The sequence below is a fragment of the Specibacter sp. NPDC057265 genome (assembly GCF_042668835.1).
Taxonomy (GTDB): Bacteria; Actinomycetota; Actinomycetes; order Actinomycetales; family Micrococcaceae; genus Specibacter.
This window is the reverse complement of sequence record NZ_JBHUYE010000002.1, coordinates 191,351-205,080: the sequence shown is the minus strand read 5'-3', so window position 1 is coordinate 205,080 and position 13,730 is coordinate 191,351. Positions and strand designations below refer to the sequence as shown.

Annotated in this window: 10 protein-coding genes; 3 read left to right on the top strand and 7 right to left on the bottom strand. The window is 65.0% G+C overall.

Going from position 1 to position 13,730, the window contains the following annotated elements:
- Positions 1-66: 66 nt before the first annotated feature.
- Together ACFUCV_RS02900 and ACFUCV_RS02895 are read right to left on the bottom strand one after the other, a co-directional pair.
- Complete coding sequence (locus tag ACFUCV_RS02900) at positions 67-1,482, bottom strand: hypothetical protein (protein WP_380811822.1); 1,416 nt, start codon at positions 1,480-1,482, stop codon at positions 67-69.
- 979 nt (positions 1,483-2,461) lie between these two features.
- Entirely contained in the window at positions 2,462-4,909 is a 2,448-nt protein-coding gene (locus ACFUCV_RS02895) for a phosphoketolase (protein ID WP_380811820.1), read from the bottom strand.
- Positions 4,910-5,174: 265 nt separating this feature from the next.
- On the opposite strand from ACFUCV_RS02895, the gene ACFUCV_RS02890 reads away from it, so the two are divergent.
- Entirely contained in the window at positions 5,175-6,398 is a 1,224-nt protein-coding gene (locus tag ACFUCV_RS02890) for an ROK family protein (protein WP_380811818.1), read from the top strand.
- Between the two features lie 93 nt (positions 6,399-6,491).
- Here the strand turns inward: ACFUCV_RS02890 and ACFUCV_RS02885 are convergent, their stop codons facing one another.
- Together ACFUCV_RS02885 and ACFUCV_RS02880 are read right to left on the bottom strand one after the other, a co-directional pair.
- Positions 6,492-7,994 (bottom strand): hypothetical protein, encoded by a 1,503-nt coding sequence (locus ACFUCV_RS02885; protein ID WP_380811816.1) that lies wholly within the window; start codon positions 7,992-7,994, stop codon positions 6,492-6,494.
- Positions 7,995-8,365: 371 nt separating this feature from the next.
- Positions 8,366-9,028 carry a DUF3841 domain-containing protein gene (locus ACFUCV_RS02880; protein ID WP_380811814.1) on the bottom strand — a complete coding sequence of 221 codons (663 nt, stop codon included), beginning with the start codon at positions 9,026-9,028 and terminating at the stop codon, positions 8,366-8,368.
- 66 nt (positions 9,029-9,094) lie between these two features.
- Here ACFUCV_RS02880 and ACFUCV_RS02875 point away from each other — a divergent pair, with 66 nt between their 5' ends.
- Entirely contained in the window at positions 9,095-9,340 is a 246-nt protein-coding gene (locus ACFUCV_RS02875) for a hypothetical protein (protein WP_380811812.1), read from the top strand.
- 41 nt (positions 9,341-9,381) lie between these two features.
- Here the strand turns inward: ACFUCV_RS02875 and ACFUCV_RS02870 are convergent, their stop codons facing one another.
- Positions 9,382-10,611, bottom strand: coding sequence for a PucR family transcriptional regulator (locus tag ACFUCV_RS02870; RefSeq protein ID WP_380811810.1), 1,230 nt, complete (start codon positions 10,609-10,611; stop codon positions 9,382-9,384).
- Between the two features lie 225 nt (positions 10,612-10,836).
- Between ACFUCV_RS02870 and ald the strand changes: the two genes are divergently transcribed.
- Positions 10,837-11,949, top strand: coding sequence for an alanine dehydrogenase (ald, locus tag ACFUCV_RS02865; RefSeq protein ID WP_380811808.1), 1,113 nt, complete (start codon positions 10,837-10,839; stop codon positions 11,947-11,949).
- A 9-nt stretch (positions 11,950-11,958) separates the two neighbouring features.
- Here the strand turns inward: ald and ACFUCV_RS02860 are convergent, their stop codons facing one another.
- Both ACFUCV_RS02860 and ACFUCV_RS02855 read right to left on the bottom strand, forming a co-directional pair.
- Entirely contained in the window at positions 11,959-12,921 is a 963-nt protein-coding gene (locus ACFUCV_RS02860) for a PhzF family phenazine biosynthesis protein (protein ID WP_380811806.1), read from the bottom strand.
- Between the two features lie 23 nt (positions 12,922-12,944).
- Entirely contained in the window at positions 12,945-13,700 is a 756-nt protein-coding gene (locus ACFUCV_RS02855; protein WP_380811804.1) for a VWA domain-containing protein, read from the bottom strand.
- Positions 13,701-13,730 lie beyond the last annotated feature (30 nt).

Below are 13,730 nucleotides of genomic sequence, written 5' to 3'. Positions count from 1 at the left end.
TACTGGATATTCGGGCGTGCAGGTCAATGATGTGGCGGGTGTCCGCCGATGGTTTGCTTGCGCCGCCTACCAGGCGGTGGCGTGGCGCCAGAAGAGTGTGTATTCAGGCTGGCGCCAGTGGTGCTTGTAGAACATCCAGGCGATGCCGATCAGGGCAATGTCCACCGCGCCCAGGAGAAGATAACTTCCCACCGCCCCGCTGAACGGGCCCACCAGGCCGCCGCTGAAAAAGGCCAGGAAACACACGGCCAGATGCACGGCCCCAATGATTTGTGGTGTGAGTTTCTCGCCAATGAAGTCCAATTCGTAACTCAAAAGCGTCAAAACCATAAAGCCCCACGACGCCATGGCTGCCGCCACCGCCAAGAGGATGTGCACGGGAGCCACACCCGCCATGGCGAGGGACACTGAAAGTGTCAGCAGGGCAGCAATGGAGGCGGTGAGCACCACAGACCTTTCCACCACGCGGGTCAGCCGGCGGGAGCTGCCTTTAAGGGCGGATATGGGTGCTTCGGCAATGTCCCGGTGCAGGCCGTGCAGGGCTTTGTCGATGCCCGGAGCCAGGTGGACAAAGTAATAGTTGTAGGCAATGACGGCCGGCAGCATGGCGGCGAAGACCGCCACGACCTGGAAATTGCCGCCGGTGACGAGGAACAAGGCGAACTTGTCCGACCACAAAACTGCGCCCATGAGGAGCCCGCGGACCAGATCGCGGGCAAACACGCCCATGCCCAGACGTCGGGCAAAGGACAGGTGGCGAAGGCCGGAACCCACGGTCAAAAGTTGGGTCGCCGTGCCCACCAGCGGCGGCAGCCACCACACGGTGGGGGCAATGAATAGTGCCGCAGCGTAACCCGTCCACGCAATGGCCCACAATCCCCGGCGGTTGGCAACGTTGGCAAGCACCAGGGATTGCACGAAGAGCAGGTGCAGTCCACAAAGGACCGCATAGTCAAGCATCACCTTCACCGACCACCCTGTTGCCAGCCACATGGGCACAGCGAACACGGCAATCAAGGGCAGGGATTGGACAAAGATCATTGGCCAGGACTGGCAGAACCTTCGGGTGATCTGCACAAAATCACGTTCGGCCATGAGATCACCAAGAACCCGGTAAATGGGCAGGCATGCAGCCTGGGCCATCCACGGCACAGTAATGGAAGAGGCCAGGACAATCATGGCCAAGGGCACCCCGTCAATGTTCCGGGCAGCCATGGCGGGACTCACCAGGGGATACACAACGTTCAACAGGATGACGGGTGAGAGATACAGCAGGAGGGCGGACCCCATCCGTTCCGTTGACGGACTCTCCGTGGCCGGCCGCGGTCCGCTGATGCCGGGCTTGAAGATCAGCGCCAACGCCAAAAGCAGCGGCAGCACAGCGGCAGCGAGGATTGGCAGCGTGGTGCCTTCGGGCAAAAATTGAAGGGCCACCGGAACCAGTGCCGATAACACCAGCCCCAAGACAATCAACGCGGACATTTGTCGGGTGTACGAGTCCTGCATCAGGAACTTCACAAGAAGTCGTTCCTTCCTCTAAGGCAATGGTGTGGGCTGGGATATCAACGCCGCTTTGCTCTCAGCTTCTTGGGTTGAGATGCGCCAGACGTGGCTCGTGCAGTAAAAAAGGCAAGCCTCAGGAAGGCCTGTTTGGTTGAAGCTGCCGGCGGCGCGGCGCGCTTCCGCGCCGGTTTGAGGGCCGTTTCCCGTACAGTCGCCAGACATTGCCAGGCGGGAGGCCCGCCAGGCTCGGCAGGGGCAAAAGCATAGGCCCAAGCCCTTGGAAGGGAGATTCCAGCCCCAGCGGGCCGCCGGCGGGAAATTATCCGGCACCTCCCGTAGCAGGGTGGAACACACGGTGTCTTCCACCCTTGAAGCTAACCATCCCCATCTGAAGGTTCTCTTCCCGTAGCATCAAGAATTCCTCAGATTTCCCGAACGGCTCAAGAACGCCTGAAGGTTTCCTCTGGATTGGCTGCAGGGCCAGCTTGCCCGCTGCGTTTGGCGGTTTCGCCCGGGGATGCCTTTGAGTGCCGGAGGCCAGGGTTTTTCCGTTTCGCAGGCACGGCAGAAGTGCGCTGCACCGGGCCCGGCGGAGAAGCCGGCTGCGCAGCGGCCCGGGGCCCTTGGCGTGCCGGCCGGCCAGCTTAGGGCGCGTCTGAAACGGGCCGGCTCGACCCGGCAGGCGGTGCCTCCCTGTCCCGGACAGCAGCAGAATGTGCCCGGGGGCAACGGCCTGCCCTTGGGGGCGCCCGGGGCATGATGGTCAAGTCATTTCGTCAAGACCACAAGCAGCACACCGCCGACTATGTGGCCCCAGCACCTGCACCGCGGGGCCGGAGGGGGTCCGCCCCGGCCGGGCAGCGCAGGCACTGGACCTGCCGGAAAAAATTCCGGCAGATCCAGGCGGAAGGTTGTCTTGAGGAATCCGTCAGCTCAGGAGCCTTTTAAATTCCGCCGCTCACACGCCTTCCGGCGGCTGCGGCGGGGTCCAGACCCAGTCACGGATTTCCGGCAGATCCTCAAGGTGCTCACGGATGTGGCTTTCATGCTTGGCGAGCATCCCGTGACAGTGTTCGGCCAGTTCGCGGGCTCCGGCAAAGTCACCGCTGACGCGGTCCAGGGCATTCAGGGCCAGGTGGTAGCGGCTCATCCCATTGACCGCCACCATGTCGAACGGCGTGGTGGTGGTGCCCTGCTGGCTGTAGCCCCGGACGTGGAAGCGGCCTGGATGGGGGCGGCCGTGAAGCAGCTGGTGGAAGGCGCGGGCATAGCCGTGCCAGGCCACGATTACTTCGCCGTCCGTGGTGAACAGCTCCGCAAAGGCCTTCTCGGACAATCCATGGGGGTGGGCGTCCCCGGGCGCCAGCACCATCAGGTCCACCACGTTGACTACGCGCACCGTCAGGTCCGGGACCCAGCTTTGGAGCAGCCAGGACGCGGCCAGGATTTCCTCGGTGGGCACATCGCCCGCGCTCGCCAGAATGATGTCGGGCGCGGCTTTTCCGCCGTCGTCCCCGGCCGGGGCTTCGTTTCCTGCCCAGTGCCAGATCGAGGCTCCGGCCGCTGCGTGCTTCCGGGCGTCGTCGATGTTCAGGTACTGCGGGTGGTTTTGCTTGTCCACCACCACCAGGTTCACGTAGTCCTCGCTGCGCAAAACATGGTCGGACACCGCCAGCAGGGTGTTGGCATCCGGCGGCAGGTACACGCGGACCACTGAACTGGCCAGGGACAACACCGTGTCAATGAGGCCCGGGCCCTGGTGGCTGAAGCCGTTGTGGTCGTTGCGCCAGCAGGTGGAGGTGAGCAGGATGTTCAGGCTGGGGACGGGGTTGCGCCACTCCAGTTCGCGGGCATGCTGGAGCCACTTGGCATGCTGGACCGTCATGGAGGCGCTGATCATGGCAAAGGCCTCGTAGGTGGCGAAGAAGCCATGCCGGCCCGTCAGCAGGTAGCCCTCAAGCCAGCCCTGGCAGAGGTGTTCGGAGAGCACCTCCATGACCCGGCCGTCGGGGGAGAGGTGGTCGTCGCCGTCGTGCGCGGTCCCCATGAAGCACCTGTCCGTGGCCTCAAAGACGGAACCCAGGCGGTTGCTGTTGGTTTCATCGGGGCTGAACAGCCGGAAGCGGGGATCGTCCTGCGTGTCCAGGTAAATGTCGCGGAGCATTTCGCCCAGGACCTTGGTGGTCTCATGCTTGGTGGCGCCGGGGGCGGGCACGTCCAGGGCGTAGTTTTCCAGCGGGCGCAAGGTCAGCGGTACAGGATTGGCCCCGCCATTGGCCGCCGGGTTGGCACCCATGCGCAATTGGCCCTCGGGGGCCAGGGCGGCCAGCTCCGGGAGCAGCCGGCCCGTGGCGTCAAAAAGGGTTTCAGGCGCATAGGAGCGCATCCACGCCTCCAACTGGGCCAGATGTTCCGGATTTTCGCGGACCCCGGACAACGGCACCTGGTGCGAACGGAAGGTGCCCTCCACCTTCTCGCCGTCCACCACGGCCGGACCCGTCAATCCCTTGGGCGTGCGTAGAATGATGGCCGGCCACGGCGCGGGGCCGTCCACGCCATGCTCGCGGGCCTGCTGCTGGATGCTGACAATCTTGGCATGCGCGTCATCGAGGGCTGCGGCCAGCTGCGGGTGCAGCAGCTCCGGGTCGCTGCCGGAGACAACGACGGGATCCCAGCCATGTGCCCGCAGCAGCGCCTCAATCTGTTCGTCGGACTGGCGTCCCAGGACCGTGGGGCCGGAGATCTTGTGGCCGTTGAGGTGCAGGATGGGCAGCACGGCACCGTCCCGGGCCGGGTTGATGAACGCCGGTGCCTTCCATGAGCCTTCCAGCGGTCCGGTCTCCGCCTCGCCGTCGCCCACCACGCAGGCCACAATGAGTTCGGGGTTGTCCAGGACGGCACCGGTGGCATGGGCCAGCGAATAGCCCAGCTCCCCGCCCTCGTGGATGGAACCGGGCGTGGGCGGACCCACGTGGCTGGGAATGCCGCCGGGGGTGGAGAACTGCCGCACCAGCTCCCGCAGCCCGTCGTGGTTTTGGTCCACGCGGGGGTAGACCTCCGAATACGTCCCCTCCAGGTACAGGTTGGCAATGACTGCGGGACCGCCGTGTCCGGGGCCGGCCAGGAACAGGACCTTCGCGCCCGTATTGCGGATGAGCCGGTTCAGGTGCACGTAGACCAGGGAGAGGCCGGGGCCGGTTCCCCAGTGGCCCAGCAGGCGGGGCTTAATGTGTTCGGCCTTCAAGGGATCCTGCAGCAGGGCATTTTCCTGCAGGTAGATCTGCGCCACAGTCAAATAGTTGGCGGCGTCCCAGTAGCGGTTGAGGAGCGTGAAGTCCTGCGTGTCCGCTGTTGAATCCTGGTGATTTGGCTGTTCGGGATCGGGCTGGCTGTTCTGGTTGTTCAAAACGTTCTCCGGTTCCTGACGGGGTGGATCCGAGCCAAGCAATCGGCCGAATCCAGGGAAGGCCACTTTTGCCAGCTTAGGGGGTTGGTTGCCCGGGCTCAATGTTGGGCGGGTTTCCCGGGCGCAGGAACAAACGTGCCGTGTCCTGCCGATAGGCTGGGGGAGCGGGGGACGTGCACGGCCCCTGCCGGTGCGCCCATGGACCCTGTGGCCCCGGAACACTTCGATGTTTGGAGCCAGGATGGTGGGAAAGGCAGGGAGCCAATTGTCTGATGGCAGTGTGGCCGCTTCCCCCCAACGCACGCCCGCGCTCGCACGGCAGTTGAACGACCGTGCCGCCCTTGACCTGCTGGCCCTGCGCGGGCCATTGAGCCGGACCGAGCTGCGCGAGCAGCTGGGGATCTCCCAGCCCACGGTGGTTGAGCTGGTGAAGCGGCTGGAAAGCGCCGGCCACGTCCAGGCCGTGGGGGAGGAGCGCCAGTCACGGCTTGGACCCAAGGCCACCCTGTACGGACTTGTCCGCGGCGTGAATTTTGTGGTGGGTGCCAACGTCCGTGACAACCGGGTCTGCGCAGTCGTGGGGGATTTGATGGGCGGGCCGGCCCTGCAGCTTGTTGACCGGCCCTGCGACGGCACTCCGCTGCCGGAGCAGGTGGCGGAGGTGGTTTTTTCGGTGTTGTCCCAAGCCGGTGTGCCTGCACGTTCGGTCCAGCGCACTGTGCTGGGCGTTCCCGGCGTTGTCACCGCGGCCACCGGCGACCTGGGCTTTTCCTGGGATTTGCCGCACCTGCAGGGCCGTTTTCTGGCACCCCTGCAGGAGCTTCTTTCCGCCCCCGTGCAGTTGTTCAATGGCGTACAGCTTGCGGCATTTGCCGAATCGGCTTCCCCCGGGCGCCACGTCCCCGCCACGTTTGCCCTGCTCTGGATGGGAACGGGTGTGGGGGCGTGCCTTATGGTGGACGGCAAGCCGCTGAAGGGTGCGTCGGGGGCCGCGGGCCAGATCGGGTACACGCCCGTTCCCGGCTCGCCGGTGCCGTCGGTCCGCCCGCAGCCGGGCGGCTTCGAAGGCGATCTGCAGGCCTCCATTGGGGAACAGGGCCTGCGCGCGCTGGCCCAGGACATGGGATTGGCCGGCCACAGTCCAAGCTCCCTGCTCGAGTTGGCCGCGCAGGCGTCCGGAGCCGCCGAGCAGCAATATGCCGACGAGGTGGCGCGCCGGATCGCCGTCGCCTGCGCCTCCATTGCCTCCGTGGTGGATCCGGGGCTTTTCATCCTGCAGGGGCCGACGGCGCTTGGCGGCGGGGACGATTTGGCCGCCAGGGTGGGGCGCGCATTTGCCACCATGTCGCCCTTTGACGCCACCGTGGTGGCTGGCCAGGCGCACGAACTAATTGAGCTGGAAGGGGCTTTGGAACTGGGGCGTTCCCTGGCCCGCGAGGACCTGTGGGGCGGAGCGGTGGCCGAACCGAACCTGCCCCGGAGGCCGTAAGGCGGCTTTGCCTGGAGGCCAAGGTGCCGGGCCGGCGGACCAGGGAAAGGTCCACCGGCCCGGCCGGTCATGCTGCTTGGTGAATGGCCATTCTTAAAGGCCGGGGCCGTTGTACGCGCCCAGATGCGGCAGCGCGGAGGCACTGACGGCGTTGCTGTAGTAATCCTTGCCCCCGTTGGCGGGGATCAGCACCCCGCTGGACAACGCCGGCGAGCCCGCGCGCAGCCGGTAGCCCTGGGCCGCCCACGAGGAGTCGGTCCCTGGCGCGAACAGGTTTGGCTCGCCAATAAGCTTTGCCCCGCCAGCGGGTTCGGTGGCCGGGTGGTTTCCTGCAAACAAGTTGCGGTTGTAGGAGACGCCCAGGTTCGCGTAGCCGCCGGAGCCCCTGTTCACCAGGATGTTGTTGGTCAGAACATTGTTGGAGGGGGTGCGGCCCTGGTCAACAAAGCTGTTCATCATGGCACCGCTGGAGCCGCTGCGGCCAAAGACGGTGTTGTTGTAAATCTGCAGGCCGGACGCCCCGTAGAACGCAAAGCCCGACCAGTCGTTCTGGCTGATGTTGTAGCGCACAATGGCCGTGGATTGGAAGAACGACTGGAAGAAGCCCTTTTGGCTGTCCTGCGAGTAGTTGTACTGGAATATGGCGTTGGTGTTCTGCCAGTCGCAGTTGTAGCTGAAGCCGTCGCTGGTGATGGTGGTCTGGTTCCACACGCCGTTGTTTTGGATGGTGACGTTGTTTGAGTAGACGGGCCAGATTCCCGCGCAGGCGATGGAGCGCTTGCCGCTGTCCCTGACCGTGCAGCCTTCCACCAGGGCGCCGTTGACATTGGCAATGACAATGCCGTTGCCGCCGGCATTGACCACATCCACGTAGCGGAAGGTGTAGTTGGTGCCGCGCGCCGTCTGGGTGGTTGCCGTGGTCCGGATGCCGTGGTCGTCCACATTGGTGATCTTGACGTCCTGGACCAAGAGGTTGTTCACCACGGATTCGCCCGGGCTGGTGACGCTGATTCCGCCGCACGCAGCTGCAGGGTAATCGCCCTGGCCGGTGTAGGAGGACCCCGTGATGTCGTGGATGCTCAGGTCCCGGAGGGTGATGTTGTTCAGCCCGTTGGCAGGTGTGGTGATGAGGATGCCGCTGCGGTAGCCGCCGGTGGAGGCCGTATTGGTGATCTCCAAACCGGTAATGGTGAGGTTGTTGCTGTTGGTGATGTGGACCGTTGCAGGCAGCGCTCCGGCGCCCTGCAGGATGGGCCGGGGACCCGAGCCGTACCGGCCAAAGACCAGGCGGGAGACGTCGGAGCCGGAGCCGCGCGGCGTCAGGACACCCGTGAACGTGTCCCCGGAGCGGAACAGGATCTGGTCCCCGGCGCCGAAGGTCATGGAATTGACCTTGGCCAGGGAACGCCAGGCGGTGGACTGGGAGGTGCCGTTGGCCGAATCGTTGCCCGTGGCTGCCACGTAGTAGGTGGTGTTGGCGGCCGACGCCGGTGCCGAGGACAGGGCCATCAAGCCACCGGCGGCCACCAGGGCCGCCCCGGCCCGCATGATGTCACGGCGGCTGGTGCCGGGGTGGGGGAAGGCTGGATGTGTCATGGATGCTCCTTCGCATCGCGGAGGGCATGCAGTGTGGGAACCACAGTGGGGCCATCCGGGGGGTCACGAACGATTTCCTCGCTCTTGTAGGAACCCTACTAGTTAGCTTTTGGCGCGTACAGGGGTTGGATTGGACCTGGGCTTTTTTTGGCCAAAAAGACGATGGGGCAGGGCAAAGCGCCTCGCGGTGCTTGCTGGTGAAAGGGGGGCGCAGGAAAATGGTGTGGGCCGCGTCACGGCGCATCGTTCCGCTTCCTGTGTCTCTTGATGCGGGGGTGCCGGGATGGGGCTCGAACGGGTACCGGTGGGCAAGAGCGGGCTGTCCATTTGGATGGGGCTCCACCCGGCGCCCTTTGCACGCAGGCCAGGTGTCAGGCCGCGATCCGGACCGCCTCGACCACGTCGCCAGCGTAAATTTCATGCACGGTGGCCTGCCAGTAGTCCGTGGCCTGGAAGTGCTTGCGGTCGAATATGCACTCCCATGACCCCTCCATCTCTTCACGCAGTTCCTTTGGCCATTGGTGGACTGGGGCATCGGCAGCGCCGGCGGTTTGAAGGCGGTCGTTGAAATCGTCGTCAAGGTGGCTCCACCGCCTATGGCGCTCATCATCTGACTCACCCGGCAGCCTCGGAACGGCAACATAACAGTTGAGCGCGGAATACCAGCTGGAGTCATGTGAGAGCAGCACCCGTTCGCGGGGTATCCGGCACGTCAGCAGGACTTGGCCGCGGCCGTACCGGCAGTGGGTGACCAGATCGCGCCTGCGGATCTTTGCCCACAACCACAGTGCTGAGTTGCCGGATGTGGGCAGCCGTGCAGCCATCATTCTGTTCATCCAGTCATAGGCATCCGGAAACCAAGGGTCGGCCAACTCCGGCTTTTGCCGCAGCATGCCAGAAGTCAACAGTTCCTCGAAGGCGGCATTCGTCTGGACGGTGTGCAGCAGAAGGACATCTGCGTCGAGGTCATAGCCGATCCTTCCGGGAGGAACAGCCTTGTCCGGTGGGGCGGATCGAATGGGAAAAGAAGCCATGCAGAAATTCTGCCCCAGGACTCTGACAAGACGTCAATGTCAGTGGGCCTGCGTAAGGTCCCCACCATGGGCAGCTACGAAGACAACTCGGAATTTTTTCAAAAACTCTATGCAGAAATGCAAGCGGAAGAGGACATGAAGGGGCGGGCGGAGGAGCTGAAACGACGGTGCCCCTCCAGCGGTGAGAAAGTGGGCATAATGCTTGAGAGCCTTGTTTCGAACGACTGGTACATCAAGTGCCCGGCTTGTGGGATGCAATGGGCAGGGGGCAGCATCGTGCTGAGTGAGCACAATAAACCGGGGTACCGCTAGATTTTCCTGCATGGGGAGCGGATGCGTGATGGCCCCGCGCACTATATTCGCGGTCTCCCCGCCCAGCGTGCCGCCTTCAGCGCCAGGTGCAGCTCCAGCCTGACGCGTCCCGCCAGGGGATCGGCGCCAATGATTTTGCGGACCCGGGCCAGCCGGTTGTAGACGGTCGACCGGTGCAGATGCAGCGCACCGGCAATCCTGGCCACGGCGCCGTCGTTGTCATACAGCAGCTCAAGCACCGGCAGGAGCTCGGAGGCGCCGCCACTGTCCCGCAGCAGCCGGTAGTACACGCTGTCCTCGGGATTGGCGGCCCCGCCGGCCAGCACCTCGTACACACCGGCGCCGCGCACATCCAAAATGGTGCCCAGCGCCGGGTCCACGGTGGCGGCCTGGGCGGCAATTTTCGACTCCCGCAGGGCCATGGGCAGTCCCCGCATGGAGGCGAAGGACTCGCTGATCCCCATCACCACGTTCGACGCCGGTGCGCCCGTCCGCTTGGCCAGCTCCGCCGTGTAGCGCTCAAGGACGGCCGCGTGTCCGGACCTGCCCGGGGTTGCCTGAAAAAGCATGACGGCGTGGGTGCCCAAAGCCGCCGTGAACAAGGCCCCTGCAATGCCGACCGTGGCTTGCAGCCCAGCGCTGCGGTGCACCAGTGCCGCGGCCAGGGGGTCATAGGGCACGGGGCCCGGGCCGGAACCGGATTGCTCCACATCAGTCAGGGCATGGACGGTGGCAAGCTGCCAGGGGCCGCGTTGGCGGATCTCCGGCCATTCGGACACCACCTCAATCAAGTGCCTGTCGCCCTCGGCGGCGTTGAGGAACTGCTGTTCCCTGGCACGGCGCTGGCTGGATTCGGCGGTGTTGGAATCCAGCAGCAGCGTGGCCAGCAGATCCAGCGAGTCCCGGACTTCCGGCAGCTGGGCAAGGATCGCCGTCGCGCTTTGCTCGGCCACATCCTGCTGGACCCACAGGTAGCCCACGCGGAAGCCGCGCACCAGCAGGGGCACGCAGATCCGGCCCAGCATGCCCAGCTCCGCATTGGCCGGCACCACCACCGGGCGCACGGCCGTGGCTATGCCGTGGGAGAGCTGCCAGCTGCTGACGTCCGCGGGCACCCGCTTGCTGAGCAGGAAGTTTACCCGCACCCTGTCCGCATGGGACTGGTTGGCGCTGTAGGCCAGCAGCAGCCCGTCCAGATCCTCCAGTGAGAGCCCCCGGCCCAGTTCGACGGCGAGCCGTTCCACCAGGTCTTCAATGTCCTGATTCCGCATCACCCAAGCGTAAACCGGCACCGCCGACAACAGCCGACATTTGCCCCAGGTGCATTCGACAAATGTCGCAGGGGCGTGAGACTAATCCTTGTATTGCCGCGGTTTCCACGGCGGCCCACGCCGGGCAACCATGAGCCACCTCACAAAGCGGTCCTAGTGTTGTAGCCATTGAAACCGCCCACCCTTGGCCCGCCAAGCAGCCAAGCACAGCAAAAGGATGCAGTCATGATCATTGGAGTCCCCAAGGAAATCAAGAACAACGAATTCCGGGTGGCCATGACGGCCTCCGGCGTCCACGAGTTCGTCCGCCAGGGCCATTCCGTGCTGATTGAACGCGGCGCCGGGGTGGGCTCAGGCATTGTGGACAGCGAATATGAGCAGGCCGGGGCGGAGCTTGTCACGGACGCGGCCGAGGTCTGGGGCCGGGCGGACATGGTCATGAAGGTCAAGGAACCCATCAGCGTTGAGTACGCACATTTCCGCAAGGGCCTGGTGCTGTTCACCTACCTGCACCTGGCCGCCGAACCGGAGTTGACCCGGGCGCTCATGGACGGCGGGGTCACCGCAATTGCCTATGAAACCGTGCAGGTGGGGCGAACGCTGCCGCTGCTGGCACCCATGTCCGAGGTGGCCGGACGCCTGTCGGTGCAGGTCGGCGCGGCATGCCTTACGGCCCCGGCCGGCGGCAAGGGGATTTTGCTGGGTGGTGTGCCGGGCGTGCGCCCCGCAAACGTCGTCATTCTGGGTGCGGGCGTGTCCGGCACGAACGCCGCGGCCATGGCCATTGGCAGCGGCGCGGACGTGACCATTTTGGACATCAACATTGCCCGTCTGCAGGAACTTGATGCCGTCTACCAGGGCCGGCTGAAGACCGTGGCCTCCAATGCCCTGGAAATCGAGCGCTCGCTGATGCAGGCGGACCTTGTCATTGGCTCGGTCCTGATTCCCGGCGCCAAGGCACCGAAGCTGGTCACCAATGAGCTGGTGGCCCGCATGAAGCCCGGATCGGTGCTGGTGGACATTGCCGTGGACCAGGGGGGCTGCTTTGAGGACACCCACCCCACCACGCATGCCGACCCCACCTTCAAGGTCCACAACTCGGTGTTCTACTGTGTGGCCAACATGCCGGGCGCCGTGCCCAACACCTCCACCTACGCCTTGACCAATGTGACGCTGCGCCACGCCGTGGCCTTGGCCAATCTGGGGGTGGCCGGCGCGCTGGAAGCGGATCCGGCCCTTGCCGCCGGGCTGAATGTGGCCGGCGGCCAAATCGCCCACCACTCCGTCTCCAACGCCCACGGCCTCCCGCTGGCCGACGACTGGCGCCAGCTCGTTTAGGACATTTCCTTAAGCGCGGCCGGGTGATGGGCTGATGGCTTCGGCCGTCCCGGTCACGGTAATGCCGCCGGAGACTGGAACATCCACGGTGAGCAGGCTGGGGCGGCCAATGTGCCGCCCCTGCCGCACCAGGATCCGGGCCGGAGGCGCCACCACCCCAAGATCACGGAGGTGGGCGCCCAGGGCAGCGGCCGCCGACCCCGTGGCAGGGTCCTCGGTGATGGCACCCACCGGAAAGAGGTTGCGGGCCTCCACCACCAGATGCCCGGACGCATCGTTCTCCTGGCGGCACACCACCGTCACGGTGCCGGACCAGCCCTGCTGGTCCATCAGGGCGCGGACCTTCGCCGGTGCGAAGGTGAAGGCATCAAACACCTCCTGGCTGCGAAGGGCAACCACGGGGTGCCAGTTCCCTGCAAAGGCCTCCCGCAGGGGCCAGCGGCCCTCCAGGTCGGCGACCTCCAGGCCCAACAGCTGAAGCAGGTGGCTTGCCACAGTGGGATCGAGCTCCCGGACTTCCGGTTCGACGCTGGTGAACGAGGCCAGCACGAACCCCTGCCCTCCTTCGCCAACGGCACCGGCACCACCACCGGCGCCGGAGCCATGCAAGGTGTCGATGACGTTGCGCCCCGCGGGGGTGTCCACCGTGAATGCCCCCACGCCACGGCGTTCAGCCAGCGCCACCGCCGTCGCAATGGTGGCATGGCCGCAGAACGGCACCTCCGCACCGGGCGAAAAGTAGCGCAGGCGCACATGGCGGGCGTCTCCGTCCACGGCGGGATCCACCACGAACGCCGTCTCGGCATAGCCCACACCCGCCGCGATGCCCTGCATCTGTGCCTCGGTCAGCGAAGTGGCAGCAAGCACGACGCCGGCCGGGTTGCCTCCGCCTGGACCGTCGGCAAAAACCGACAGGCGCAGCACCTCCGCCGGCAGCGCTGAAGTGGACTCAGAATTTACGGTTTTATTCATGATGCCATTGTGCCGTGTTGCAGTTACTTGATCAGCCCGTTGGCGCGGGCCTCGCGGAGCCAGTCCGGGAACTCATCCAGCATTTTTTCAAACAGTTCCGCGTCGCTGATGCTGTCCACGTCCCCGAGGGCGTGGTAGTTGGCGTTGTCGATGAACCGCTCCGCCAAGGTGTCCAGCTTTTCCAGGAAGACCATGGACTCCTTGCCAATGGACAGGAACTTCCAGAAGATCGGGGCCGTGGAGACTTCGGTCAACGCCTTCACGGCGGCAGGCTTGCTGTCCGGGCCGCCGTCGGTCAGGAACAGCACATAGACGGGAACCTCGGCAGGCCCCATCTGGGCAGGCTGCGCCTTGCGCAGGCCGAAGAGACCCTTTTTGGGCGGGGCCGGCGGCGCGAAGCCGAAGTGGTCCCGGACGGTAAGGAACGTGTCGGCGTAGTTGGTGGTGCCCATGCGCCGGCCCTTGGTGAGGCGGTCCACGGATCCCGCAAAGTCCTTCAGCCCAATTTCGCCCAAATGGGAGGCCTTGGCGTCAAAGACGAAGAAGTCAATGTCGCCGTCGTCGTCAAACTGCGTGGCGAGCGCCAGCACCTTCTCAACCAGGCGCTGCATGGAACCTGACTTGTACGCGTTGCGCATGGATCCGGAGAAGTCCAGGGCCACGGCAACCTTCGCCGTCTGGCCCCGGAGGCCCGAAACATCCACGGCCTCCGATGCGGTCTTGGCCAGTGAAAGCAGCCCGGGAGCCTGGGTGCCGATTTTGTCGAGGGAAAGCGGCATGGTGTGTCCTTCGCTTAGGTGGAATTGAAT